Consider the following 25,415-nt stretch of genomic DNA (forward strand, 5'->3'; position numbering starts at 1 on the left):
TGTCCCACCGTGGTGCCGGTGGCCCGCGGTGCGTCGGGTCAGCGCCGTCATCGACAAGAAGCCTTGTACGTCGTCTCTTGTCGACGTAGCGTCGGCCCATGGCCTCCCCCGAGCGATCTGTGCACGTGCGTGACGCCGGGGCGATGCGGGCGCTGGCCCACCCGACGCGCTCGCGTCTGCTCGGCGAGCTCCGTGCCGACGGCCCGAGGTCGGTGGGCGGCCTGTCCCGGGTGGTCGACGAGGCCCCGGGGTCGGTGAGCTACCACCTCGGCGTCCTCGCCGAGCACGGCTTCGTCGAGGAGGCGCCCGAGCTCGCGCCCAACCGGCGGGAGCGGTGGTTCCGGGCCAGCCACGACTACACCCGCCTCGAACCCGCCGACGTGCGGGACGACTCGGAGGCCACGGCGTCGCTGCGGGCGCTGCGCAGCACGATCGCCCACCGCTACGCCGAGGCGTTCGACGACTACCTGGCCCGGGAGCCGGGCCTGCCCCAGGAGTGGGTCGACGCCGCGACCGGCGGCGACGAGCTGCTGCACCTGACCCTGGAGCAGATGGTCCGGCTCCGTGAGGAGCTGCACGCCTTCGCGCGCCGCTGGGCGGCCGCCAGCGACCGGGACGCACCCGGTGCCCAGGGCGTGCAGCTCTTCTACCGGTCCCTCCGGCGATGAGCCGGAGCCCGGTCGGCGGCTCACCCGCGGGACGGCCGGGCGGGTCGCTCGACGCGGTCAGCGCCCGACGGCGGTACGTCGTCCTGACGGCCCTGCGGTGGTTGCCCACCGGCCTGGTGGCCCCGGTGGGCGTCCTGCTCGCGCAGGGACGGGGGCTTAGCCTGTCCCAGATCGGCGCGGTCGTGGCCGTGCAGGGCTTCGTGGTCTTCCTCCTCGAGCTGCCGCTCGGCGGTCTCGCCGACGCGGCCGGCCGGCGCCCCGTCCTCGTGCTGGCGGGCGGTGTCGCCGTCGTCTCGCTCGTCCTGCTGGTCACCGCCGACGGTGCGGCCGGCTTCGCCGCCGCCTTTGCCGTCCAGGGCGTCTGGCGGGCGCTGGACTCCGGACCGCTGGAGGCCTGGTACGTCGACACCGCGCAGGCCGCGGACCCGGGCGTCGACGTCACCGCCGGGCTGGGGGCCGGCCAGACCGCGCTCAACCTCGCCGTGGGGGCGGGCGCGCTCGCCTCGGGAGGCCTCGTCGCGCTCGGGCGCGTGCTGGACGGGCCGGCGCTCGCGCTGCCGGTCCTGCTCGCCGTCGTGCTGACGGCCGTCAGCACCGTCGCGGTCGTCGTCCTCGTCCGCGAGGAGCGGCCCGGCTCGTCCGTCCCCGCGCCACGCCGTGGCCGCGCCGCCGTCGCGGACGTCCCCGCGGCCGTCGGCCGGGGCCTCGGGCTGCTGCGCTCGTCACGGGTCCTGCTCGCCCTGGTCTCCGTCGAGCTGTTTTGGGGCTTCGGCATGGTCTCCTTCGAGAGCCTCATGCCGTTACGGCTCGGCGAGGTCCTCGGCAGCGCCGAGCGCGCCGGCGTCTGGATGGGGCCGGTGACCTCCGCCGGCTGGGTCGCCGCAGCGCTCGGCGCCGCGCTGGTCCCCGCGCTGGCCCGCCGCACCGGACCGGCGCCCGCGGCGGCCGCGCTGCGCGTCGTCCAGGGCGCCACCGTCGTGGGGATCGGGCTGCTCGCCGGCCCGGTGGGTCTCGTGGCCGCCTTCGTCGCCTGCTACGCGGTGCACGGCGCGTCGAACCCCGTGCACAACGCGCTGCTGCACCGGCAGGCCACGGGGGAGAACCGCGCCGTGGTGCTGTCGCTCAACTCGATGGCCGCCCAGCCCGCCTTCGCCGTCGGGGCGCTCGTCCTCGGCGCCGTCGCGGACGCGAGCTCCCTCTCGACGGCCCTGGTCGTCGGCGCCGTCGTCCTGGCCCTGGCCGCGCCGCTGTACCTCCCCGCGTGGCGGCACGACCGCGACGGCCCCGCCCCCGCCTGAGACCCGACCGACGGGGCCGCCCCCGTGCGCCCGACGCCGACGACCGGACGAGGACCGTGCTCACCCGTCGGCGCGGCGCGGTCAGGGCCGGCCCCGGTCCGCCGTGCGGACGACGACGAGGAAGTCCTCGCCGCGGGGGAGGACCTCACCGGTCCACGGGGTCTCGAGGTGGCCGTCGTCCTCGGCGTCGAAGCCCCTGAGGGCCTCCCCGCCCGGGAGACGCAGCACCTGCTGGGCCGGTCGCCCGGGGCGCAGCACCATGACGTCGCGGACGCGCCCCCGGACGTGCACGTCGGGCTCCCGGTGGTGGTGGGTCTCGACGAGGTGGACCTCGCCGTCCGGTGCCGTACGGCGCAGGCAGCCGAGGTCGACGAGCTGCGCGCGCTCGAGCGACGGCCCGCAGCACTCGTGCTCCCAGCCACCGATCTCGACCACCACGTCCACCCCCCTGAGGCTGGCGCCGGCGGGCCCGGCGGGCAAGAGGCTCTGGCGGCGAGGAGGGGGGCGCGGCCACGCCCGTCACGGTGGTGGGTCGCAGCGTCGTCCGACGTGCGCGGGGCGGCGGCCGGGGCGCCGACCTCCGGCCCCGGGGTGGTGCCGCAGGAGGCGAGGGTCTCGCCTCGCTACGCTCCGACGAGGGGCGTCCTCACGTCGTACGCCCGCCCGGCCAGCATGGCGCAACTGGTAGCGCACCCGACTTGTAATCGGGCGGTTGCGGGTTCGAGTCCCGCTGCTGGCTCCAGCCCCTCCGGCCGGCCTCCTCCGGCCGGCCCTGCGCCGGTCGCCGACGCGCCGGGCGGTCGTCAGCCCAGCAGCTCCGCCAGGGCGACGTCGATCTCCCGTGTCGCGCTCAGCGCGGCGGGCAGCGGGGTGCCGTAGAAGCCGTGCACGAGGCCCGGGAAGGTCCGGTGCCAGACCCGTGCGCCCGCGGCCTCCAGAGCGCGGGCGTAGGCGACGCCCTCGTCGCGGAGCGGGTCGTACTGCGCGGTGGCGACGACGGCGGGGGCGACGCCCGCCAGGTCGGCGTGCAGGGGCGAGATCCGCACGTCCCGGGCGCGCTCGCGGGCGGCGCGGGCCCCGGCCTCCGTCGCCGTGTCCACGCCGAGGTAGTGGCCGGTGAACCAGGCCATGTCGCGGTCGGTGAGGAAGTAGCCCTCGGCGTTCTCGGTGCGCGACGGGTGGTCGCCCGCGGGGTCGACCGTCGGGTAGACGAGCAGCTGCGCGGCGAGCGCGAGACCCTCGTCGCGGGCCCGCAGCGCGCAGACCGCCGCGAGGTTCGCGCCGGCGCTGTCGCCGGCGACGACGAGCCGTGCGCGGTCCCCGCCGAGGTCCCCGACCGTCTCGGCGACGGCGACGAGCGCGGCCCACGCGTCCTCCAGCCCCTCGGGGAAGGGGTGCTCGGGCGCCAGGCCGTAGTCGACGCTGACGACGACGGCCCCGAGGTCGCTCGCGAGCAGCCGGCACGGCAGGTCGTGGGTGTCGAGGTCGCCGATGACGAAGCCGCCGCCGTGCAGGAAGACCACGGTCGGTGCCGGTGCCGGTGCGTCCGCGGCGGCGACCGGCGGCCGGTAGGTCCGGGCGCGGACCCCGCCCACCTCGCCCTCCTCGACCGAGGCCATGGGCGGCAGCGTCGAGGGGTCGTGCCGGCCGACGCCGGCGAAGGCCCGCAGGCCCGCCCGCGCGCCGGGGACGTCCGTGTCGGCGGGGCCGGGACGGCCCAGCCGCTGCAGCTCGGCCAGCATCGCCGCGGTACCGGGGTCGAGGGGCATCAGGTCCTCCGAGGTGGGTCGGGCGGTCCGGGGCGGAGCGCGCGGCGAGCCGCGGCGCGGCGGGTCAGGCCGGCTGCGGCTGCTCGGCCGGTCGAGGGGCGGGGACGTCGGCCCCGCGGCGGACGAAGCGGAGCCCGCGGTGGCGGCGGTCGAGGCGCAGCATCACCACGTCGGCCAGGTAGTTCTGGTGCACCCGCCAGGGCGACCGCGCCGCCTGGCGCGGCAGCCGCGCCAGGCCCCGGCGCACGTAGCCGGCGGCCAGGTCGATGACCGGGCGGGTGCTCTCCGTGCCGGCCGGCGCCTGCGGCACGACGGCCGCTGCGCCCCGGCGCCGCATCGTCGCGAGCAGGTCGGCGACCGCGCCCGCGACGAGGTCGGCGCGCAGCGTCCACGAGGAGTTCGTGTAGCCGATCGTGTACGCGAGGTTCGGGAGGCCGTCGAGCATCATGCCCTTCCACGCGAGCGTGCCGCCCGGCTCGACCGCGCGTCCGTCGACCTCCAGGCGGATGCCGCCGAGGACGAGCACGTCGAGGCCGGTCGCGGTCACGAGGACGTCGGCGTCCACCCGTCCGCCGGAGACCAGCCGTACCCCGGTGGCGTCGACGCGCTCGATGCGGTCGGTGACCACCTCGGCGTCACCGGCGGTGATCGCCCGGAACAGGTCCCCGCCGGGCGCGGCGCACAGCCGCTGGTCCCACGGCTCGTAGCGCGGGGAGAAGTGGGTGTCGACGTCGTAGCCGGCAGGCAGCTTCTCGGCCGCCGAGCGCCGCAGCAGGGCGCGCATCGCCGCGGGGCGCCGCCGCGCGTACTGGTAGAGCAGCATCCCGCCGGCGATGTGCTTGACCCGCACGACGCGCTGGGCGAGCGCGGGCGGCAGCACGCCCTGCAGGCGCAGCGCCAGCCGGTCGCGCGACGGGACGGCGGCCACGTACGTGGGGGAGCGCTGGAGCATGACGGCGTGAGCGCCTCGGCGGGCCAGGGCGGGCACGAGCGTGACGGCGGTCGCGCCGCTGCCGACGATGCAGACCCGCCGTCCCTCGACCTCGAGGTCGGCCGGCCAGTGCTGCGGGTGCACCACCTCGCCGGCGAAGTCCTCCAGCCCCGGGATCTCCGGGCGGTAGCCCTGGTCGTAGCGGTAGTAGCCGGTGCAGGCGAACAGGAACGAGCAGGTGACCGTCGACGTCGTGCCGGGCTCGCCCTCGCGCCACTCACCCGTCGACGCCGGGTCGCGGTGCAGGACGGTCAGCTCCCAGCGGGAGACGGCGCTGCGCCAGGAGGCGGCGACGACCCGCTGCCGGACGCGCACCAGGTCGCGCACGCCCGTCGCGGTGGCCGTCTCCGCCACGTAGGCGCGGATGTCGTCGCCGTCGGCCAGCGACTTCGTGCCCGACCAGGGTCGAGCGGCGTAGCCGAAGGTGAACATGTCCGAGTCCGACCGCACGCCCGGGTAGCGGAACAGGTCCCAGGTGCCGCCGACGACGTCCCGGGACTCCAGGACCGCCAGGCGCACGCCCGGGTCGCGCCGCAGCAGCGTCGCCGCGGCGCCCACGCCCGACAGCCCCGCGCCCACGACGACGACGTCGAGGTGCTCGACCGCCCCGTCCGCCCCGGTGGCGGAGGGCCCCGTCGCCGTCGTCGGCCCGGTCGTCGTCGTCGCCATGACGGCACGCTACCGCTCGGTCGACACACCGTCGAGAGAGCCGACGGGGTGTCGAGGCGCCCGCCCCTACAGTCGGCGGATGAGCACGCCGCAGCGCTCCCGCCGGGCGGTCCGCCCGTCCGGCGACGACCGGCAGCGCGCCATCGTCGACGTCCTCGAGGAGCTGCTGCGCTCGCGGCCGCTCGCGGAGATCTCCGTCGACGAGATCGCCGGCGGGGCCGAGATCTCCCGCAGCGCGTTCTACTTCTACTTCGCGTCCAAGCAGGCGGTGCTGCTGGAGCTCCTCGACCGGATGGTCCGCGAGGTCGACGAGCGGCTGGCGGCCGTCCCCTCCCGCGTCGAGCAGCCGCGGGAGTGGTGGGGCGCCTGCCTCGCGGTGTTCGTCGACGTCTTCGGGGCCCACCGGGCGGTGACGGCGACCCTGGCCGAGGCACGGGCCACGGTGCCGGAGCTGCGGGCGGAGTGGGGGCGCCGGCTCGCCGGCTGGGTCGACCTCACGGCCGCGACGATCGCGGCGGAGCAGCGCCGCGGCCGGGCCGGCGCCGTCGTCGACGCCCGCGCGACGAGCGTGGTCCTCAACGCCATGAACGAGCGCGTCATCGCGGCGTCCCTCACCGGGGAGGAGCCGTCCCTGCCGCCGCAGCAGCTGCTCGTGGTGCTGACCGACGTCTGGTGCAGCGCCATCTACGGGACCCCGCGCCCCTGAGCCGTGCGGTGGCGCGCCGCCGCGCCGGGGGCCAGGGTCGGGAGCATGCAGACGAGAACCATCGGACAGCGCAGCGTCTCCGCGATCGGCCTCGGCGCCATGCCGATGTCCATCGAGGGACGCCCCGACCGCGACCGCGCCGTCGCGACGATCCACGCGGCGCTCGACGCCGGTGTCACGCTGATCGACACGGCCGACGCCTACCACCGCGACGCCGGGGAGGTCGGCCACAACGAGGAGCTGATCGCCGAGGCGCTGCGCAGCTACGGCGGCGGCACCTCCGACGTCCTCGTCGCCACGAAGGGCGGCCACGTGCGGCCCGGCGACGGCTCCTGGGTCACGGACGGGCGCCCCGAGCACCTCAAGGAGGCCGCGAAGGCGTCGGCGAGGCGCCTCGGCGTCGAGGCGATCGGCCTCTACCAGTTCCACCGCCCCGACCCGGACGTGCCCTTCGCCGACTCCGTCGGCGCGCTGGCGGAGCTGCTCGACGAGGGCGTCATCACGATGGCCGGCATCTCGAACACCGACGTGGGCCAGATCGACGCGGCCAACGAGGTCCTCGGCGGACGCCTCGCGTCGGTGCAGAACCAGTTCTCGCCGGCCTTCCGATCCAGCCGCGACGAGCTCGACCACTGCGCCGAGCTGGGTGTCGCCTTCCTGCCCTTCAGCCCGCTCGGCGGCATCGCGAACGCGTCCGAGCTCGGTGCCCGGCACGCCGCCTTCGCCGAGGTCGCCGACGCCCGCGGCGTGAGCCCCTACCAGGTCGTGCTCGCGTGGGAGCTCGCGCTCGCGCCTGTCGTCGTCCCCATCCCCGGGTCCTCCCGCCCGGCGTCCACCACCGACTCCGCCGGCGCCGCCGAGCTGCAGCTCAGCGCCGACGAGGTCGCCCGGCTCTCGGAGGCCTGATCCCGTGAAGACCGTCCCCCTCGGCACCAGCGGCCTGGACGTGCCGAACGTCGTCCTCGGCGTCATGCGCGTGGCCGACAAGAGCGACGAGGAGATCCGGGAGTGGTGGGCCGCGGCCCGCGACGCCGGCGTCACCTTCCTCGACCACGCCGACGTCTACGGCGGGTCCATGCACCGCTGCGAGGAGCGCTTCACCGAGGCGGTGGCGCTGTCGCCGTCCGAGCGCGACGCGGTGACCATCCAGACCAAGTGCGGCATCGTCCCGGACGGCCCGTACTTCGACTTCTCCTACGACCGGATCACCGAATCGGTCGAGGGGTCGCTCACGGCCCTCGGCACCGACCGGATCGACGTCCTGCTGCTGCACCGGCCCGACGCGCTCGTGGAGCCCGACGAGGTGGCGAGGGCCTTCGACGAGCTGCACGCCTCCGGCAAGGTCCTGCACTTCGGCGTGTCCAACCACACGCCGGGGCAGGTCGAGCTGCTGCGGCGCGCGGTCCGGCAGCCGTTGGTGGCCAACCAGCTGCAGCTCTCGATCACGCACGCGCCCCTCGTCGCGCAGGGCGTGGCGTCGAACATGGCCGACCTCGACCAGTCGGTCGCCCGCGACACGGGCACGCTGGACTACTGCCGGCTGCACGACATCACCGTCCAGGCCTGGTCGCCGTTCCAGGCAGGCTTCTTCTCCGGCGTCTTCCTCGACGACGACCGCTACCCGGAGCTCAACGCCGTCCTCGACCGCCTCGCGGAGCAGTACGGCGTCCCGAAGCTGGCCGTGGCGACGGCGTGGATCACCCGCCACCCGGCGCAGATGCAGGTCGTGCTCGGCACGACGAGCCCGGAGCGGGTGCGCGCGGCCGCGCTCGGCTCGGACCTGCCCCTGACCCGCGGCGAGTGGTACGAGCTGTTCCGCGCCGCGGGGTACACCGTCCCCTGACCTCGGCCCGGCGCCGACCACGAGAGCCCCGCCCTCCCCGGCGGGGCTCTCGTGCGTCCCGGCCCGAGGGGCCGCCCGGACGGGAGAGGGCTACCGTCCTGCTCGCCGCGACGCGCCCCCGGGCGCACCCGGCGCCTCCGGCCCCCTGATCCCCGGGCCGGTGCCAGGACGAGAACGGCGCCCCCAGCACGTCCGCAGGGGCGCTGCGACGAGGGGACACGCATGGACCTCAGCAGACGACAGCTGCTCGGCGCTGCCGGCGCCCTCGCCCTGCCGGCGGCGCTCGCCGGCTGCGGCGGCTTCTCGACGTCGGGCGGCTCGTCCGGCGGGGCGAGCGGCGGGGGCGACGCGCTCACCTTCACGACGTGGGGCACGGACGCCGAGCTGGCGGGCCTGCGCTCGGCGGTCAGCCGCTTCGAGGAGAGCTCCGGGGCGACGGTCTCGCTCAACGTCGTGCCCTACGAGCAGATGTTCTCCAACATCGACGCGCAGATCCAGGCCGGCAACCCGCCGGACGTCTTCCGGGTGCCGTACTACACGTTCGGCAGCTACGCCGGAGCCGGGCAGCTGCTCGACCTGTCCTCCTACCTGGGGAGCGACGTCGCCGACCGCTTCACCGACCAGGCCTGGGCGGCGGTGCAGAACGAGGGCTCGCCCTTCGGCGTCCCGCACCACACGGACACCTCGGCGATCCTCTTCAACCGCCCGATGCTCGAGGCCGCGGGGATCACCGACGTCCCGACCCGGCTCGAGGACGCGTGGAGCTGGGACGACCTCGCGCAGGTGGCCACGACCCTGCGGGCCGCCCTGCCCGACGACCAGTACCCCTTCGCCTACAACTGGCAGGGCAACGGGGTCACCCGGTGGCTGTCCTGGCTCTTCCAGGCCGACGGGCGCTTCCTCACCGAGGACCTCTCGGGGCCGGCGATCGACTCCGACGCCGGTCGCGCCGCGGTCGAGTTCACGCAGTCCTTCTTCTCCCAGGGCTGGGTGCCGCCGAACGACACGATCTCCTCCTCCACCTACGCGCAGGACACCTGGTACAGCCAGACGGTGCCCCTGGTGTGGTCCGGGGCCTTCTCCATCCCCGACGCCGAGGCCACCCTCGACTTCGAGTGGGGCGCCACCTTCGCCCCGCAGCGCGTGCGCGGCGGCAGCGACTTCGGGGGCAACGCCCTCGTCGCCACGGCCGGGACGGCGAACCCCGAGCTCGCCGCGGCCCTGCTCGCCTCGGTGACGGAGGAGGAGTCGATGCGCGAGTTCTGCACCGGCGCCTCGCTGCTGCCGACCCGCACCGACCTCGTCGAGCAGGGCATCGAGTTCGACGTGCGGCCCGAGCTCGCCCCGGTCTTCCTCGGTCAGGCCTCGACGGTGCGGCCGCAGGACTCGGCGCAGGTCGCCTCGCCGGACATGGCCGCCATCATCACGGTGCTCCAGGACCAGCTCGAGGACGCCTTCGTCGGCGGGCAGGACGCCGCGACGACGGTCCGGAGCCTCTCCGACGGCATCTCCGACGCGGTGCGGTGAGCACTCCTGCTCGCGCCGGCGGACGGGCCGGCGAGAGGTCGCCCGCGCAGGTCGACCAGGTCGACCCGATGGCGCCCGGGGCCCCCGCCGACGTCGCGCCGGCGTCCGGCGAGCAGCCGGGGCGCCGTCGTCGCGGCCGCGCGCTCGGCGGCTCGCCCGGGGAGGCGCTGGCGGCGTACTCCTTCCTCGCGCCGAACCTCGTCCTGCTGGGGCTCTTCGTCCTCCTCCCGCTGGTGTGGGCGCTGTGGCTGAGCACGCAGCAGACCGACGGCTTCGGCGCCGCCACCGCGGTCGGCCTCGACAACTACGCGCGCCTGTTCTCCGACGGCCAGTTCTGGCGGTCCGTCGTCAACACGACGCTCTTCACCGCGCTCGTGACGCCGGTCGCCATGGGGCTCGGACTGGGCGCGGCGGTGCTGCTGAACGGGGCGCTGCCGGGCCGGGGCGTCATCCGCTCGGCGCTCATCCTCCCGATGGCGGTCTCCGGCGTGGCGACGGCGCTCATCGGCGTCCTCGTCTTCGACGAGAACAGCGGCGTCCTCGACGGGATCATCAGGGCGCTCGGCCTGCCCTCGGTGCCGTGGCAGTCCGGCGGTGCGGCCGCCTTCGCCTCCGTCGTCCTCGTCACCCTGTGGTGGCGGCTGGGCTTCAACATGCTCATCTACCTGGCGGCGCTGCAGGGCGTCGGCCCCCACCTCTACGAGGCGGCCACCCTGGACGGGGCGTCGGCGTGGCAGCGGTTCCGCTACGTCACCGTGCCGATGGTGGGGCCGGCGACGTTCTTCCTCCTCGTGATGAACGTCATCTACTCGTTCCAGGTCTTCGACATCGTGTTCGTCATGACCGGCGGCGGGCCCCAGGACGCCACGAGCGTCCTCGTCACCTACGCCTACGAGAACGGCTTCGTCACGCGGGACCAGGGCTACGCCGCGGCGATCGGCGTCGTGCTCCTCGTGCTCACGCTGGCGTTCACCGCGGTCCAGTGGCGGACCAACCGGACCCGGGACCTCACCGAGTGAGCACGGCGAGGCCCACCCCGACGAGCACCCGTCCCTGCCGGAGGAGGCAGCCGTGAGCGCGACGACCGCCCGCGAGACCGCTCCGCGGAGCACGCCCGGCGCGGCGCCCCGCCGCCCGGCGGGGGCGGTGCGCCGACGCCGCGAGCGACGGGTCGCGGTGGCGCGCACCGCCGCGGCCGTCGTCGTGGCGCTCGTCGTCCTCGCACCGCTGTACTGGATGGTCGTCGTGTCGTTGTCGACGCGGGCCGAGCTGCTCGGGGGGCAGCTGCGGCTGTGGCCGCGCTCGCTGACGCTGGAGAACTTCGAGCGGGTGCTATCCTCGTTCCCCGTGTTGACGTGGTTCGGCAACTCGGTCGCCATCGCGCTCGTCACGTCGCTGCTCACCGTCGTCGTCAACCTGCTCGCCGGGTACGCCTTCGCCCAGCTGCGCTTCCGCGGGTCGTCGGCGCTCTTCCTCGTGGCGCTCGCGACGCTCATGCTCCCCGTGCAGGTGATCATGGTGGCGCTGTTCCGCCTCGTCACCCAGCTCGGGATCTACGGCAGCTACTGGGCCGTCATCCTGCCCACCGCGGCGTCGGCCTTCGGTATCTTCCTCGCCCGGCAGTTCATCCTCGGCATCCCCCGCGACCTCGTCGAGGCCGCGCGGATCGACGGGGCCGGCCACCTGCGGGTGTTCCTCCAGGTGGTGCTGCCGCTGTGCCGGCCGCTGCTCGCGGTGCTGTTCTTCATGAGCCTGCTGCAGACCTGGAACGACTTCGCCTGGCCGCTCATCGCGCTGCGGCAGAACGAGCTCTTCACGCTGCCGATCGGGCTGCTGTACCTGCAGGGGCAGTTCGGCGCCGACTACGGCGGGACCATGGCCTTCGCGCTGCTGTCCGTGCTGCCGATGGTCGTGCTGTTCCTCGTCTTCCAGCGCTACTTCGTCCAGGGCTTCGCCCGCAGCGGCATCCGGTAGCCGCTCCGCGACGTGTGGTGCCGGCGCGAGGAGCGACTCCGTACCGTGCGGTGGTGACCTCCCCGTCCACCGCCCGCGTGGCCGGAGGCCCCGCCCGCGACCGGCTGCCGGTCGGCACGCTGCTGCTGCTCGCGGCCGTGGTCTTCGCCGCGGTGACGACCGAGGTGCTGCCCGTCGGGCTGCTGCCGCAGATCGCGGCCGACCTCGGGGTCGGCGAGGCGCGCGTCGGGTGGTGGGTCTCGGCCTACGCCGTCGTCGTCGCGCTCGGCGCCCTGCCCGTCACCGCGCTCGTCGCCCGCTGGCCCCAGCGCCGCGTCCTCCTCGTGCTGGCCCTCGTCTACGCGGCCAGCAACGTCCTGCTCGTGGCGGGCGGGTCCTTCTGGGTCGGGCTCGCGGCGCGCGTCCTCGCGGGACTGGCGCACGCGGCCGTCTTCTCGGTCGTCGTGGCCCTGGCGGTCGGGCTCTCGCCGCCCCGGCGCCGAGGCCGCGCGGTCGCGCTCGTGAGCAGCGGCGTCGGGGTGGCCCTCGCGCTCGGCGTGCCGCTCGGCACGGCCGTCGGGACGGCGTGGGGCTGGCGGTGGGGCTTCGTCCTGACCGCGGTGGTGCTCGTCGTCCTCGCGGCCGCCACCGCGGTGCTCCTGCCGCGGGACGCCGCCCCGGCCACCGCGGACGGCGGGCGGTCGTCCGTGCTCGGCGAGCTGCGTCGCCCGTCGTTGCTGGTCGTGGCGGTGGTGGCGGTGGTGCTCATCACGGGTCACCAGACCGTCTACACCTACGTCAGCCCGCTCCTGCGGGACGCCGGCGTGGGACCGGCGGACGTCGCCCTCGTGCTCCTCGGCTACGGCGGCGCGAGCCTGCTCGGCCTCGCCGTCGCAGGTGCGGTCGTGGACCGCGCGCCCCTGCTCGCCCTGAGGACGACCGTCGCCGCCCTCGCCGTCGTCCTGGTGCTCCTCGCCGTCGCCACCGGCTCCGCGCCGGTGACGGTCGTGCTGGTTGTGGCGTGGGGAGGCGTCTTCGGGGCGCTGCCGGTGCTCCTGCAGGACGCCGCCCTCGACGCGACGGACGTGCCACCGGCGGCGCCCGCCGTCGTGAACGCGAGCTTCAACGTCGGCATCACCGTCGGTGCGCTCGCGGGCGGCTCGTTGCTCGCCGCCGGCCCGCCGGTGCTGTCCGTGGTCGGGGGAGGCCTCGTCGTCGCGGCCCTCGCGCTCACCACGCTGGTCCGGCGCCGCTGACGGCCCCCGTCGCGGGCTGGTCGAGGCTCCGCCTGGCGGGCGAGCCCCCGGGGCTGTGGCCGGGCCACCGGCGTACGCCGGCCGGGCAGGTGGGGAAGCACCCGGCGCTCGAGCATCACCGGGCCCTCGGGTCAGATCGGTGCCGTCCGCCTCTCCACCACCTCGTGCCCGCCCGTGACGGCACCTCGACCGTCCCCCTGGCGGTCCGGCGCATCCACAGGACCATGGCCGGCTTCGCCGCGAGCGGGTCACCGCCTCCGCCAGGCCGCTGCACGCGATGCGGGCCCTCGATCACCCTGCCGCCCTCGCTGCGGCGCACCCCCTCCGCCGCGCCGCCCGAAGCCGACGACCGGGGCCCACACGCCCCGTCCCCGCCCGGCGAGCCCACCAGGACGACGGGAGCTCGCGCCCCAGCGCGTCGAGCATGCCGAGGGACGGCCGCACGCGGGGCGCTGACCGAGGCGTGGGTGAGAGCCGCGGTGGGTGGCCCCGCGGGTGCCTCGGCCGGCTGGTGCTGCCGCCTGTCGACGCGTTCACATGCCGTCCCCCGGGCGGGATCGGATCCGGACGGGGCTACTGGAACGCGGGCGATGGGTCACCGCCGTACCAGCCTGGTGGCCTGCAGCGTCACCGGATGGGGGTCGTCAACTGAGACGCGGGCTGCTGTCTTCGACTTGGGCGTCTTCGCGGCCCTGTCTTCGACGTCTTCGTGCTCGTGGCGCGGGGTGCGTGCTTGGGTGGTCGGGTCGGCTGGGGTGGCGTCCGAGGTGGGGTGGTGCTCCGGCGCCGCGAGCCGTGGGGAGGCCTTGTCGTGACGTTGAGGTGTGAGCAACTGGTGGCGTCGGTGGGGGCTGGTGCCTCCAGGAGCCAGCCGTTGCAGGGGGTCTCCTTCGAGGTCAGGGCGGGGGAGTCGGTCGCGTTGATGGGGCCGAGTGGCAGCGGGAAGACGACGGTGCTGCGTGTGGTCGTGGGTGAGGTGCCGTTGGAGTCCGGGACCGTGGAGGTCGACGGGCTCGACCCGGTGGCTGCCCGGGAGCGGGGCTGGGTCGGATTCGTGCCGCAGGACTACCGGCTGGTGCCGTTCTTGTCGGCGTTGGAGAACGTGTCCTTCGCCCTGGAGGTCCAGGGCGCCAAGGGCGCCCAGGCCCGTGGCACGGCGCTGGAGTGCTTGGGCGCGGTCGGGCTGGGCGATCTGTCGGGTCGGCGCCCTGGTGAGCTCTCGGGTGGGCAGCAGCAGCGGGTGGCGATCGCGCGGGCGCTGTCGCTGCGGCCGCGGGTGGTGCTGGCGGATGAGCCGACGGCGGCGCTGGACCCGGCGACCGCGGGGCAGTCGTTGGGGGTGCTGGTCGAGGCCGTGCGCGCCAGTGGCGCGGCGTTGGTGATGGCCACCCACGACCCGTTGGTGGCGCAGCTGGCCGACGAACGGTTGGACCTGCGGGAGGGGCGGGCCTTCCGTGCGGCGGCCTGAGCCGCGCCGTGGGCGCCGGGACCGCGGCCATGACCTGCGTCGTGACCGCGGTCGTGGCCGGGTGAGGGGGTCGTTGCGTCGTCGCCTGGTCCGGCGGCTGCTCGTGGGCGACCGGCGGCTGGTGGCTTGGGTGCTGCTGGCGGTGCTGGTGCCGGTGGCAGCGGTCACGGTGCTGGACGGGTTGCGCTCGTCGACGGCCTCGGCGGTCCAGCAGACCCAGCTGTCGTTGAACTCGGGCTACCCGTACGCGCTGGAGGCCGCGACCGATCAGGCCAGGCAGGCGTTGCAGGACGCCGGCCTGCCCCGGCTGGACGTCGCGGGGGTGACGTACGCCTCGGCGCAGGGCCGCCTGGACGCGGTCTTCTTCGACGCCAGCACCCAGCGGGTCGCCGACGCCTACGGCGTCCGCACGAACGACCCCACCGCCTCGGGCGCGGACCCGGGCGTCGCTGGCGCCGGTGGTGACGGGCTCGCCGTCTCGGCGGCCCTGGCCACGGCGTTGGACTTGGGCGTGGGTGACGCCGTCGTCGTCACCGCCGCCGGCGTCGATCCGGTACCGACCACGGTCGAGGGCGTCTACACGGTCCCCGCGGCACCGCAGACGCTGTCGGCCGTCGGCGCCCAGGTGCTGCCCCCCGGGACCGGGACACCGCGGTGGCTGGCCGACGACGCCTACGTCAACGGCCCGGACGGCCTCATGAGGGTGGACCAGCAGACCTTCGACGGGATGCGGCTCGGCGGGATGCAGGGCGCCGCCGAGAACGCCCAGGCCACGTTGGACGCCGACCAGCTGGTGCCGCTGCAGGCCGCGGTGCCCGTGGCCATCCCGATCGTGCTGACGATCTGGACCGCGCTGGCCGCCGGGGCCGTGACCCGCTGGCGGCACGCCATCCTCGGGCTGCAGGGCCTCGGGCTGACCCTCGGCGACCGGCGCCGGGTGCTGCGCGGGGCCCTGGGCGTGCCCGTGCTGGCCGGGGTCGCCGGCGGCGCCCTGGCCGGCAACCTCGTGATCTTCACCGGGTACCGGTTCCTGGGTCGGGTCGTGGACCACGCCTGGGTCGCCGGCGCCGCCTCCGCGGTGCGGCTGTCGATCTTCTACGCCGTCGTGGTGGTCGGGGCGTTGCTGGCGACCCGGCTGGTCGTGCGCCAGCTCACCGAGCCAGCCCGGCTCCCGGACACCCGGGCGCGTCGCTGGCGGACCTGGGCGCCCTACCCCGTCGCCGCGTGCGGACTGCTGGTCCTGGCGACCACCGACACCGGCAGCCCCCAGCTGTTCGGGCAGGTCGCCGTGGGCACCGGCCTGCTCGTCCTGGCCCTACCGCCGATGGTCGTCCCGGTGCTGTGGCGCCGGGCCCACCGCCGCCCGGCGACCCGCGCGGTGATGACCCACTACGGGCGCACCGTCATCGCCCTGGGCGCCGCGGCCGCCGTGACCGCCGCCTCGGCCGGGTTCGTCGCGGCCATCTTCCACGCCACTCTCGTGTCGGACCAGGCCAGCTACCACCCCTCCCAGCCCGTCGGCAGCGTCGTCGTCGACGACCTCGCCCCCTCCACGGTCCAGGTCGCGACCGCGCAGTGGCGCGCCCTCGGTGGCACCGGCACCCCCAGGATGGTGGCCAGCCCCGCTGACGGCGGAGCGCAGCTGTGGGTCGTCACCCCCAGCGACGGCGCCTGCCTGCAAGCCCAGGTCGGCCAGCGCTTCGACGCTGGCAGTCCCGGTACGACGCAGTGCTCGTCCGGGCCCGACCAGGCCCTCGTCTACCCGCAGGACGTCGCGCCCACCCTCGGGGAGTCGTCCGCGGCCTCCGCCGGCGCCGAGGTCCTCGCCGCGCCGTACCTCATCACCGGCGGGAAGGTCTCCCTCGTCGAGCTCACCGCCGACCGGGTCGTCGCCTCCGTGCGCACCGTGACCGCCGCCCCCGACGGCGACCTCGGCAACAACCTGCCGGGTGCCGTCCTCTCCCCGGACTCACCCAGTGCGCCTCTCGCGGCGACTACCGGCCGTCAAGTCCTCCTGCTGCCCGGTGTCACGCGAATGATCGAGCAGGCGCAGGCGCAGATCGGCCCCACCCTGACCGCGCTGGCCCCAGCCGCGCAGGTCAGCACCGAGACCGGCTTCGACGACGGCGGCGCCGGTCTCGTCATCATCCTGACCGCCCTGATCGGCTGCCTCGTCGTCATCACCCTCGTCCTGCTCGCAGGCCTGGTCACCGCCTCCACCGCCGAGGACACCCGCCGCGCCCTCGCCGCCGAGCTCGGCGCACCACGACGTGCCCGCACCCTGCTCGCCGCCGGCACCACCGCCGCCCTGCCCGTCGCCATGACCGCCGCCGTGGTCGTCGTCGCCGCCGGCACCCTCGTCTGGGCACCCAGCAACGGCGCCGACCTCGGTTACGCCTGGGCCCTGCCCGCCGTCCTCGGAGCCCTCACCTGGCTCGGCACCGTCCGCGCCTTCGCCACCAACCCCCGCTGAGAAGAAGCGGCCGCAGAACCCGGCCACAGCGACCCGGAGGCCGTCCCAGTTCACGATCCCCTGTGGGGGAGGACCCGCTCCGGCATAGTGAGCGCGTGGAGCCATCGACGGGCGAGGTCCTGCGGGTGGTGCGGCAGCCCTACTCCTTCGTGCTCCGGCGCTTGGGAGCCCAGCCCCGCACGGTGGCTTGCTTCGACTCCTCCGGCATGGACTTCAGCGGTAATCGCTCGGTCCCGTGGCGTGCAGTACGAGAGGTGCGCTGGATGCTCGACCGCCCCATCCGTGGCTACGAGCACCTTGACCCATTCGAGGTCCTGGCCTTCTTTGTGCACGAGGACGAGAGCCCGCCCCCGCGACGACGGGACTGGCTCCTTCGCCGTTTCGGGACGCCCTTCGTGCTCGCCGGGCCGATGGTGACGCCATCACTGGGCGACATCGCTGACTTCGTCGCTGACGCGTCCGGACTTGTCGTGGTCGACCGGCCATAGCTTGTGGCAAGGCCATCGCCGTACCGGTTGAGGAGGATCGGCTCTGGGACGGCGGCCCACCGCCGCCATGGGGTGATCGTTCGTGCTCTGTCGAGGCCCTCCTGCCCATGGGCCTGTGGCGGATCGCCTACTGAACGCCGCGGCACGCCCGAGCTGACTCGCGCGGCGGTCATCTCGGAGGCCGCTGCGAGGATGCCGACCATGGGTGACCAGGCAGCGCGAGCTGGCGCCGGGGCGGTGATCGTCGGGGACCGCGACGGCGGCGTCGACGTCTACCTCGACGCAGCCCGCGCGGGGGACGCTCACGAGGCCGGCTTCGTGGAGGACGGCGAGTACACGAGCGTCTACCGCGTTGACGGGGCAGTGCTCGAGCTGCTCGACGACGACGGGTACGTCGTGGTCGACCTGTCGGGGGAGGTCGACGAGGCCGGCTTGCGGTCGCTGATCCGCGACTACCTCCGGCGGCGCCCCATCGCGCCCAGCACCGCCTCGCCCCTCGACTTCGCCGAAGCGTGGCTACGCGCCGACTGGGACTTCCAGCGTTCCCGGCGGCCACGGTGGCTGCACCGACGTATGAACCCTGCGAGTCCTCCGACGCGCGGGGAACTCGTGGCGCCCCCGGGCGCCCCGGCGCCACGGCTGGTGAGGCCTTGGCTGCTGCGTGAGGTGGTCGCCGAGGTGCTGGCTCGCCTGCCGGAGGGAGCGGTCCGCGTCGAGGAGGCGGCTGCGGGCGACCGGGCCACGTTCCACCTGCTGCCCCGGGCGGCCGGAGCCGTGGACGTCCTCCTTCTGCACGGCCTGACCCGGGTCGACGTGTGCATCGCTGGCTCAGCGCCGATCGAGATCGCGGCTCCCGAGAACGTCAACTACGGGCCGCCACATCGATTCTGGAGAGACGACGTGCATGACGTCCTCATAGCTGTCTCTCAAGGGGAGGCGGTTGTCGCCCTGGACGCAGCCGGTCTGGCGCACATGGTCGAGCTTCCCGGCGGAAGGCTGGGTGTGTCCGCTCAGGGAAGGGCGCGCTGGCCCGCTAGCCGCCCCTGCGCCTGGGACTGATCACCCGCGGGCAGCGTCCGCCGGCTGAGTCGATAAGGCCGCTCCGGCGCCAAGCCCAACATGTCCGGTAGGGGATCGCGAAGCGGGACGGCTTCGCCCGCCTGGATGGGCAAGACCTCTCCCTGGCTCCGCTCCCCCCCTCTGAGGGCTACGGACGTCGCCTGCGGTCCACCACCAGGAGCACGCCACCGACGGCCGCCAGCGCAACCGCCAGCGGCAGCAGCACCAGGCCAGGTCCAGGCAGGATCAACAGCGTCAGGCTGACCAGGAGAAGCACCAAGCCAGCCACGAGAAGAAGCCGAGCCGTCCGGCGCATCCTTCTGCCCCCTTCGTCTCAACCTCGATCGTCGACGCCAGCCAGATGCTGAGGGTCTCCGAGGTGTCTCCTCGAGCGCCAGGTCGCTGGAAGCCCCTTCCGCGAGCAGCCGCTACGGCGTGCCGCAGCGGATCGACATCCGGACGGGTCGAAGACCTCCCCACGCTGAACGGGTGGGGTTGCCCTGCTCGACCTCGGGCCGGCTGGCGTACCCCGACGATGTGTCCATGCACGCTGCCGTACTACTCAACCCAAGCGATCCCATCGAGGTGGTGATCCCCCACCTCAGCGAGGCCATCGTCGCCGGAGCGCTCGTCCTGCTCGTCGCCGTCGGCGTCATGGTCCTGGTGACTGCTCGACGCCGACGGAAACGCCGCCACGCATCTCGATGACGTCGGAGAGCGCATCCTGCTGACGATCGTCTGTGACACGGCCGCGGAGACGTTGCGGCCAGGTGCTCGAGCGGTCGTCGCGTCGCCACGAGGGAGTGGGCTGCCGGAGGGATCGGCGCGGAGCCCGTGCCCGTCGAGCAGATCAGTGCGTCGTCGGGTCATCGCATCCGTGGCCCCTCCTCTCGGCTGTCGCGTGGAGGACTCGACCGGGGCGAACGGGGCCGGCCAGCTCGGCGCCTACACCTGCCCAACTTTTCGTCATACGCTCTCCTCGTGGTGAGCGAGGAGCAGGTCCAGCAGTGGGCGGACGAAGCCGAAGCCGGCTACGACGTCGCCGAGCTGAAGCGACGCGGACGCGGTCGTCCCGGCCGCGGCGCCGAACCGATGCAGGTCGTCGCCGTCCGCCTCACCGTCGACGAGCTCGCCGCTGTCGACGCCGTCGCGGCACGCGAGAGCATCTCCCGATCCGAGGCGATCCGCAGAGCGCTCGCCGGCTTCGCCGCCGCGTGAAGGTCCATCCCAGTGCTCTCAAGCACGGGGTGGCTTCCGCGGATGCCCTCCGGGCGGCCGACTGGCCCCTGTGGGTGCAGCCACTCGACGAGGACGACTGGCCCCACCGCGAGCTGCGCCTCGGCTTTGACAGACAGGCGCGCCTCCTCGAGACCGTTGTCCTGGTCTTCGAGGGCGGTGGCGAGGAGCTGGTCATCCACGCCATGCCGGCCCGCAGGCAGTACTGGGAGCTCCTGCCCTGAGACGACCATGCAGGTCCAGCAGCGGGTGGTCACGCGAAGCGTGCCGGTGACCGCCGATCGACAGCGGGACGCTGTCCGGCCAGCGATCGCCAGCGGGACGCTGTCCGGACGACGATCGACAGCGGGACGCTGTCCGGACGACGATCGACAGCGGGACGCTGTCCGGCCAGCGATCCCGAGTGGGACGGCTGCGGGGGAGCGGCCGCGGGGTGCTCGAGCGGCCGTCGGGTCGCCGGCAGGGGGGTCGGCTTGCGGGACGGCGCCTCGCGAGCCGACTTGGGTGGCGAGCAACGTCTCGAAGGGCTGATGGGTGGCCGGAGACCGCTCGGGCCGCCGCCGATAAGGCAGAGTGAGCACTGTGTTGCAGAGCGGAGGTGCCCGCGCCGCACACATCGCCATCACCGTCGGCGCTTTCGTTATCGCAGTCATCGCCGCACTCGACGGCTCTTGGGCAGCGGCCATCGGGTCGTCTGCGGCTTGCCTAAGTCTGGTGCTCAGCTTCCTGGCTTTCCGAACGCTGCGCCGGCAGGCGCAGCGTTCGCCCCGGTAGTCGATCGACTGTGGGACGGCCGAGCTGCGCCGGCCTGCGCCCCCCGGGCACACAACAGCTGCTGGCTGCCGCGCCCCGCAGGCACGGTGCGGAAGCTCACGCTCACAGGGGACCCGAGAACCTCAACGTGCGCGTGACGCTTTCGAAGCCCAGGCCCTTGTAGATCGACGAGCCGGCCTCGCTGGAGTCAAGAGCGGCTGAGCGCGCACCCGCCGCCCGAGCAGCGCGCAGGGCCAGGGCCGTCATCGATCGACCGATCCCTCGACGGCGCCAGTCGGGTTCGGTGTTGACGAACAAGACCGCCGCCTGGTGACCGAAGATGCCGACTCCTGACGTAGCGCGGGCGACTCCGGCGCCGTCGACGGCGGCGAAGAGCCGAAAAGCGCGGGGGAGGGAGCGCAGATACCCGGCGAGGACGGCGGCGGGTTCGTCGATCGTCGGATCAGCGGTCATCGCGACGGCGACGGCATCGTCGAGCAGCAGCCCTTCGGGCGCGTCGTCCTCCAGCCGTCGCACTGGGTGGACGGCAAGCTCGCCGGCCAGCGGGAGGTCCGGCACGGTCCGCAGGTCGGGGCAGGCCATCGCCGTGGAGGGCTTCGAGGGCCATCCGAGCTGGTGGTGGATGAGGTCGATGCACCGGGGAGCCTCGCTGAAGGCGTCGATCCTGCCTGCACGGACGGTCGGGAGGAGGTCCGTGAGCTGGTCGTGGGCGCGGTCGTCGGTGATCAAGAGGCGGACTGCGGCGCCGTCCTCATCGGGGGGAGCGCCGTACATCGCCGGCCCGTGCAGGCTCGGTCGGTCAGGTGTCCTGTGGCGCGCGGTGAAGGCTTCGGCGTAGGCGGTGAGTGCCGAGGAGCTCATCCGCGGAAGCGTAGGGCGGGACTGCGTGGCCACTCCCCGCCGCGGACGAAGGCACGGCGCCTGTTCCAGATGCCGATCGACAGCGGGACGCTGTCCGGCCAGCGATCGACAGCGGGACGCTGTCCGGCCAGCGATCGACAGCGGGACGCTGTCCGGCCAGCGATCGACAGCGGGACGCTGTCCGGCCAGCGATCGACAGCGGGACGCTGTCCGGCCAGCGATCGACAGCGGGACGCTGTCCGGCCAGCGATCGACAGCGGGACGCTGTCCGGCCAGCGATCGACAGCGGGACGCTGTCCGGCCAGCGATCGACAGCGGGACGCTGTCCGGCCAGCGATCGACAGCGGGACGCTGTCCGGCCAGCGATCGACAGCGGGACGCTGTCCGGCCAGCGATCGACAGCGGGACGCTGTCCGGCCAGCGATCGACAGCGGGACGCTGTCCGGCCAGCGATCGACAGCGGGACGCTGTCCGGCCAGCGATCGACAGCGGGACGCTGTCCGGCCAGCGATCGACAGCGGGACGCTGTCCGGCCAGCGATCGACAGCGGGACGCTGTCCGGCCAGCGATCGACAGCGGGACGCTGTCCGGCCAGCGATCGACAGCGGGACGCTGTCCGGCCAGCGATCGACAGCGGGACGCTGTCCGGCCAGCGATCGACAGCGGGACGCTGTCCGGCCAGCGATCGACAGCGGGACGCTGTCCGGCCAGCGATCGACAGCGGGACGCTGTCCGGCCAGCGATCGACAGCGGGACGCTGTCCGGCCAGCGATCGACAGCGGGACGCTGTCCGGCCAGCGATCGACAGCGGGACGCTGTCCGGCCAGCGATCGACAGCGGGACGCTGTCCGGCCAGCGATCGACAGCGGGACGCTGTCCGGCCAGCGATCGACAGCGGGACGCTGTCCGGCCAGCGATCGACAGCGGGACGCTGTCCGGCCAGCGATCGGATGTGGGACGGCCGCCGGGGGAGCGGCGGCGCTGGCCGCCTGCGGCCGCGGCCGTGCCGCCAGGCGGTCGTCTGCTGGGACGGCGGCCGGAGGACGTCCCGGACGGTCGCGACGTCGAGGTTGCCGTCACCGCGGACGCCGTCCGTGACGGCAACCTCGATGTCGTGTCCGAGATGGAGGTTCTCGTCATGAAAGTGCCTCGCGCGTGACCACAGGCTCCATCTCAAGCCGGGTGCTGACGTGGGCGAGGGGTCTGGCCTCATGCTGACGCAGGTCGGTACGACGTGTCCGCATGTCGATCGACGCCTGGGACGGCCGTGAAGGGGTCGAGGAGCGGTCGACGTGCGTGCGGCTTCTGATGGAGGCGTCCTGTCGTGGGCACTGCCGCGTCCAGGTCGCCGGGAGGGCCACCCCTTCCGCTGCCCTCCGTCGGAGCGTGAGGGCTTCGGCTGTCAGGCGGTCAAGGGCACCGTGACCTCGACGTCGGGACGGCCCGCGACGACGAGGCGCAGCCGCAGCGCGGTGGCACTCGACGGGGGTGCGGGCGGGTACCGCCGCAGGACGCCCCAGGGGCTGTCGTCGCCGCCCTCCTCCCCGGACGCGAAACGCTGGTCGGTGCCGACGTCGTCCCCGACGAGGAGCTGCACGTTGGTCGTCAGCCGGGCGGCGGGCCACGTCGGTGGGCGGACGCGGCGGTCGGGCTGAGAGGTCTGCCGCGCGGACTCGTCGACCGGGTGCTGCTGCTCGTCCACCCGGTCGTGCTCGGCTCCGGCCAGCACCTGTTCGGCCCGGACGACCGGGCCCGCCGGCTCCGGTTGCTCGAGAGCACGGCGACGGAGACCAGGGTCGTGGTCCTCACGTACGAGCCGAAGCAGGCACGGGGTTGAGACGCCCGTCGAGGGCGATCCCCTCTGCGACGGGCTGTCGGGTCGGTCGTCGACGGCGCAGCTGCACCTGGTGGTGGACCGGCTGGTGGCCGCGAGGACCGGCCGGCGTCGGAGCCGCTCACGCCCTGTGCGCTGGTTCGATCAGGGCCGGGGTGCCGAGGTCACGCTTGAGGTAGGTGTACCCGAGGTTCCCGCCGACGAGCTGCCAGCCCTGGTCGGTCAGGCGGCGTGCGGCCCGCGCTCCGGACACCCGGCGGTGCTCCCACCGGGTGGGGGAGTGCATCACGCGGTGGTGGTTCAGGCCCGCCTCGACGCTGTGCCAGCCGTACTGGCCGGCCAGGGCCAGCTCGCGCATCTCGTCGAAGGGCCCGACCGGGCCGAGGATGCGCTCGTCGGCAGCCAGATCGGCTCCCGAGGGGATGGCCGTGGTCGCGAACCGCTTCTGCGCGGCCTGCTTCGTCATACCCAGTACGGCGCCGATGCTCGCCCAGGTGTTGCCCCTGGTGCGTGCGGAGAGGACCGCCTGGTGCAGGACCGTGCGGGCGCCGGCCTCGACCTCCGAGGCGGTGCGCACGAGCTGGAGGCTTCCCTCCCGGGTCTCGAGGTCGCGCCCCGCGCTGAGGGTGGTGACCGCCTCCACGAGGAGGTCGGAGGCCGAGCGGTCCGCGTCGGCGTGCAGCTCGCTCATGCCTTCGGCAGGGTCTCCGAGGGGCGCCAGCCGCCCTGGCGCCGCCTCATCAGCCGCGTGCCGGCGACGACGAGGGCGACGATCACGACGACGCCGGTCACCTGGAGCCATCGGGGCGGGTCGAGGAAGGTCAGGGCCATCCCGACGAACGGGATGGCGAGCAGGAGCAGGTAGCCGGTCCGCCAGGCGGGGGGTGCGTTCTTCTCCATGGCGTCAACCTAGGGTTGACTCCCCGAATCCGTCAACCAGAGGATGACGTCGCCGGGGCCGGAGGGCGCCCGGCCCTCCTGCACGCCGGACCTCTCGGAGACCGGCGTGAGCTGAGAGCCGGAGTTGTCACGGGCGTCACAGAGCGCGACGTCCCGGCAACACGGCGTCCCTAGGTTCTTCACCGCTGGCGCCGGTGCCGGGTGCCGCGGCGCTCGTCCGGCACCTCATCGGCCGATCCCGGGGAGTGCCGTATGGCGACGCAGACGCAAGGGCTCGACCGTGACCCGCACGGGCGGGTGGGCACCATCACCGACCCCCGACCGGGGCGCTGGGTCGACACCTTCGACCCCGAGGACGCCGGGCAGTGGGCCGACGGCGGTCGCCGGATGGCGCGACGCAACCTGTGGTGGTCGATCGCCGCGGAGTTCCTCGGCTTCACCGTCTGGCAGCTGTGGTCGATCGCCACCCCGGTGCTCGTCGCCGCCGGGTACGCCATCGCCCTCGACCAGCAGCTGTGGCTGACCGCTGTCCCGGTCCTGGTCGGCGCGACCCTGCGCTTCCCGTACGCCTTCGCCGTCGGACGCTTCGGCGGCCGCAACTGGACGATCATCTCGGCGCTGCTGCTCGTCCTCCCGTGCCTGGGGCTCACCTACGTGGCCTACAACCCGGGCACCCCCTTCTGGGCGATGCTGCTCATCGCCGCGACGGCCGGCGTCGGCGGCGGCAACTTCGCCTCGTCGATGAGCAACATCCACTTCTTCTTCCCGCAGCGGGAGAAGGGTGCGGCGCTGGGCCTCAACGCCGCCGGCGGCAACATCGGCGTCGCGGTGATCCAGGCGGTGGTGCCCTTCGTCGTGGTGGCCGGCGTCGCCGCCACCACGGCCCGTCCCGCGCTCTTCATCATCCCGCTGGCGGTGGTCGCCGCCCTCGGCGCGTGGCGGTTCATGGACAACCTCTCGGACGCCCGGTCTGACGGGGCCGCCTGGCGGGCCGCGCTGCGGGACAGGCACACCTGGCTGATCTCGCTGCTCTACATCGGCACCTTCGGGTCCTTCATCGGCTACGCCGCCGCGTTCCCCACGCTGCTGAAGAGCCAGTTCCCCGACGTGACGCTGACGATCGCTTTCCTCGGCGCGCTGATCGGCTCCCTCGCCCGCCCCTGGGGCGGCCGGCTGTCCGACCGCATCGGTGGCGCCCGGGTCTCCATCGTCGCCTTCGCGGTCCTCGCGCTCGGGGCGGTGGGTGCGGTGCTCGCCCTCCGGGCCGCCAGCGTGACGCTCTTCTTCGTCGCGTTCATGGTGCTCTTCGTCGCGAGCGGGGTCGGCAACGGCTCGGTCTACCGCATGATCCCGGCGATCTTCCGGCGCGCGGTGCCGGCCAGCGACGTCGACGCCGCGCGCTACGCCAGGCGCATCACGGCGGCCTGCATCGGCATCGCCGCCGGCATCGGTGCCTACGGCGGGTTCCTCATCAACCGCGGGTTCGCCGAGTCCGCCACCGCCTTCGGGTCGCTGCAGCCGGCGCTGTGGGCCTTCGTGGGCTTCTACGTCCTGTGCATCGTGGTGACCTGGGCGGTCTACGCCCGGCGTGGGGCGCTCGGCACGAGCGAGCGCATCTGACCGTGGCGACCACCACCGCACC

24 protein-coding genes and 1 tRNA gene are annotated in these 25,415 nt (G+C 74.2%); 18 read left to right on the forward strand and 7 right to left on the reverse strand.

The features are described 5' to 3' along the window. Positions 1–98 precede the first annotated feature (98 nt). Both WDZ17_RS02645 and WDZ17_RS02650 read left to right on the forward strand, forming a co-directional pair. Entirely contained in the window at positions 99–668 is a 570-nt protein-coding gene (locus tag WDZ17_RS02645) for a winged helix-turn-helix domain-containing protein (protein ID WP_339573582.1), read from the forward strand. Next, on the forward strand, positions 665–1,966 hold the full coding sequence (locus tag WDZ17_RS02650) for an MFS transporter (protein ID WP_339573583.1): 1,302 nt from the start codon (positions 665–667) through the stop codon (positions 1,964–1,966). Before WDZ17_RS02645 ends, WDZ17_RS02650 begins: the two co-directional genes overlap by 4 nt. A gap of 81 nt (positions 1,967–2,047) precedes the next feature. Here the strand turns inward: WDZ17_RS02650 and WDZ17_RS02655 are convergent, their stop codons facing one another. Continuing rightward, the gene (locus WDZ17_RS02655) at positions 2,048–2,410 is read right to left on the reverse strand and encodes a hypothetical protein (RefSeq protein ID WP_339573584.1); all 363 of its coding nucleotides are present in this window, start codon (positions 2,408–2,410) and stop codon (positions 2,048–2,050) included. A 222-nt stretch (positions 2,411–2,632) separates the two neighbouring features. Between WDZ17_RS02655 and WDZ17_RS02660 the strand changes: the two genes are divergently transcribed. Beyond that, positions 2,633–2,708: transfer RNA gene (locus tag WDZ17_RS02660), tRNA-Thr, on the forward strand. A gap of 61 nt (positions 2,709–2,769) precedes the next feature. On the opposite strand, the gene WDZ17_RS02665 is transcribed toward WDZ17_RS02660, so the two are convergent. After that, positions 2,770–3,735: an alpha/beta hydrolase gene (locus WDZ17_RS02665; RefSeq protein ID WP_339573585.1), complete on the reverse strand. Its 966-nt coding sequence runs from the start codon at positions 3,733–3,735 to the stop codon at positions 2,770–2,772. 64 nt (positions 3,736–3,799) lie between these two features. Beyond that, the gene (locus tag WDZ17_RS02670) at positions 3,800–5,395 is read right to left on the reverse strand and encodes a flavin-containing monooxygenase (RefSeq protein ID WP_339573586.1); all 1,596 of its coding nucleotides are present in this window, start codon (positions 5,393–5,395) and stop codon (positions 3,800–3,802) included. 79 nt (positions 5,396–5,474) lie between these two features. Here WDZ17_RS02670 and WDZ17_RS02675 point away from each other — a divergent pair, with 79 nt between their 5' ends. The 13 genes from WDZ17_RS02675 (at position 5,475) to WDZ17_RS02735 (ending at position 19,628) form a co-directional block, all read left to right on the forward strand. Next, entirely contained in the window at positions 5,475–6,101 is a 627-nt protein-coding gene (locus WDZ17_RS02675; protein ID WP_339573587.1) for a TetR/AcrR family transcriptional regulator, read from the forward strand. 45 nt (positions 6,102–6,146) lie between these two features. Then, positions 6,147–7,007, forward strand: a complete 861-nt coding sequence (locus tag WDZ17_RS02680; RefSeq protein ID WP_339573588.1) for an aldo/keto reductase — start codon at positions 6,147–6,149, stop codon at positions 7,005–7,007. Positions 7,008–7,011: 4 nt separating this feature from the next. Beyond that, positions 7,012–7,944 carry an aldo/keto reductase gene (locus WDZ17_RS02685; RefSeq protein WP_339573589.1) on the forward strand — a complete coding sequence of 311 codons (933 nt, stop codon included), beginning with the start codon at positions 7,012–7,014 and terminating at the stop codon, positions 7,942–7,944. Between the two features lie 222 nt (positions 7,945–8,166). Continuing rightward, complete coding sequence (locus WDZ17_RS02690) at positions 8,167–9,471, forward strand: ABC transporter substrate-binding protein (protein ID WP_339573590.1); 1,305 nt, start codon at positions 8,167–8,169, stop codon at positions 9,469–9,471. Further along, positions 9,468–10,490, forward strand: a complete 1,023-nt coding sequence (locus WDZ17_RS02695; RefSeq protein ID WP_339573591.1) for a carbohydrate ABC transporter permease — start codon at positions 9,468–9,470, stop codon at positions 10,488–10,490. The genes WDZ17_RS02690 and WDZ17_RS02695 overlap by 4 nt, the downstream gene beginning before the upstream one ends. Positions 10,491–10,542: 52 nt before the next feature. Continuing rightward, entirely contained in the window at positions 10,543–11,445 is a 903-nt protein-coding gene (locus WDZ17_RS02700) for a carbohydrate ABC transporter permease (protein WP_339573592.1), read from the forward strand. Between the two features lie 53 nt (positions 11,446–11,498). Continuing rightward, positions 11,499–12,680 (forward strand): MFS transporter, encoded by a 1,182-nt coding sequence (locus WDZ17_RS02705; protein WP_339573593.1) that lies wholly within the window; start codon positions 11,499–11,501, stop codon positions 12,678–12,680. Positions 12,681–13,554: 874 nt separating this feature from the next. Next, positions 13,555–14,148, forward strand: coding sequence for an ABC transporter ATP-binding protein (locus tag WDZ17_RS02710; protein ID WP_339573594.1), 594 nt, complete (start codon positions 13,555–13,557; stop codon positions 14,146–14,148). 61 nt (positions 14,149–14,209) lie between these two features. Continuing rightward, positions 14,210–16,621, forward strand: coding sequence for an amino acid adenylation domain-containing protein (locus tag WDZ17_RS02715; protein ID WP_339573595.1), 2,412 nt, complete (start codon positions 14,210–14,212; stop codon positions 16,619–16,621). A gap of 95 nt (positions 16,622–16,716) precedes the next feature. Continuing rightward, positions 16,717–17,109 carry a hypothetical protein gene (locus WDZ17_RS02720; protein ID WP_339573596.1) on the forward strand — a complete coding sequence of 131 codons (393 nt, stop codon included), beginning with the start codon at positions 16,717–16,719 and terminating at the stop codon, positions 17,107–17,109. Positions 17,110–17,346: 237 nt separating this feature from the next. Continuing rightward, positions 17,347–18,168, forward strand: coding sequence for a hypothetical protein (locus tag WDZ17_RS02725; RefSeq protein ID WP_339573597.1), 822 nt, complete (start codon positions 17,347–17,349; stop codon positions 18,166–18,168). A gap of 981 nt (positions 18,169–19,149) precedes the next feature. Continuing rightward, complete coding sequence (locus WDZ17_RS02730) at positions 19,150–19,386, forward strand: ribbon-helix-helix protein, CopG family (protein WP_339573598.1); 237 nt, start codon at positions 19,150–19,152, stop codon at positions 19,384–19,386. Next, positions 19,383–19,628, forward strand: coding sequence for a toxin (locus WDZ17_RS02735; RefSeq protein ID WP_422631788.1), 246 nt, complete (start codon positions 19,383–19,385; stop codon positions 19,626–19,628). Before WDZ17_RS02730 ends, WDZ17_RS02735 begins: the two co-directional genes overlap by 4 nt. Before the next feature lie 652 nt (positions 19,629–20,280). Here WDZ17_RS02735 and WDZ17_RS02740 read toward each other — a convergent pair. Both WDZ17_RS02740 and WDZ17_RS02745 read right to left on the reverse strand, forming a co-directional pair. Continuing rightward, entirely contained in the window at positions 20,281–21,039 is a 759-nt protein-coding gene (locus WDZ17_RS02740; RefSeq protein ID WP_339573600.1) for a GNAT family N-acetyltransferase, read from the reverse strand. Positions 21,040–22,441: 1,402 nt separating this feature from the next. Continuing rightward, positions 22,442–22,741 (reverse strand): hypothetical protein, encoded by a 300-nt coding sequence (locus WDZ17_RS02745; protein ID WP_339573601.1) that lies wholly within the window; start codon positions 22,739–22,741, stop codon positions 22,442–22,444. On the opposite strand from WDZ17_RS02745, the gene WDZ17_RS02750 reads away from it, so the two are divergent. Continuing rightward, entirely contained in the window at positions 22,724–22,876 is a 153-nt protein-coding gene (locus WDZ17_RS02750; RefSeq protein WP_339573602.1) for a dihydrofolate reductase family protein, read from the forward strand. The genes WDZ17_RS02745 and WDZ17_RS02750 overlap by 18 nt on opposite strands. 118 nt (positions 22,877–22,994) lie before the next feature. Here WDZ17_RS02750 and WDZ17_RS02755 read toward each other — a convergent pair whose 3' ends face one another. Together WDZ17_RS02755 and WDZ17_RS02760 are read right to left on the reverse strand one after the other, a co-directional pair. Next, positions 22,995–23,564, reverse strand: a complete 570-nt coding sequence (locus tag WDZ17_RS02755; RefSeq protein ID WP_339573603.1) for a hypothetical protein — start codon at positions 23,562–23,564, stop codon at positions 22,995–22,997. Beyond that, a complete protein-coding gene (locus WDZ17_RS02760) occupies positions 23,561–23,773 on the reverse strand; it encodes a hypothetical protein (RefSeq protein WP_339573604.1) in 213 nt (70 codons plus the stop codon). The genes WDZ17_RS02755 and WDZ17_RS02760 overlap by 4 nt, the downstream gene beginning before the upstream one ends. Before the next feature lie 252 nt (positions 23,774–24,025). On the opposite strand from WDZ17_RS02760, the gene WDZ17_RS02765 reads away from it, so the two are divergent. Then, complete coding sequence (locus tag WDZ17_RS02765; RefSeq protein ID WP_339573605.1) at positions 24,026–25,393, forward strand: MFS transporter; 1,368 nt, start codon at positions 24,026–24,028, stop codon at positions 25,391–25,393. Positions 25,394–25,415 lie beyond the last annotated feature (22 nt).

Source organism: Pseudokineococcus basanitobsidens (assembly GCF_037482545.1).
Classification (GTDB): Bacteria; Actinomycetota; Actinomycetes; order Actinomycetales; family Quadrisphaeraceae; genus Pseudokineococcus; species Pseudokineococcus basanitobsidens.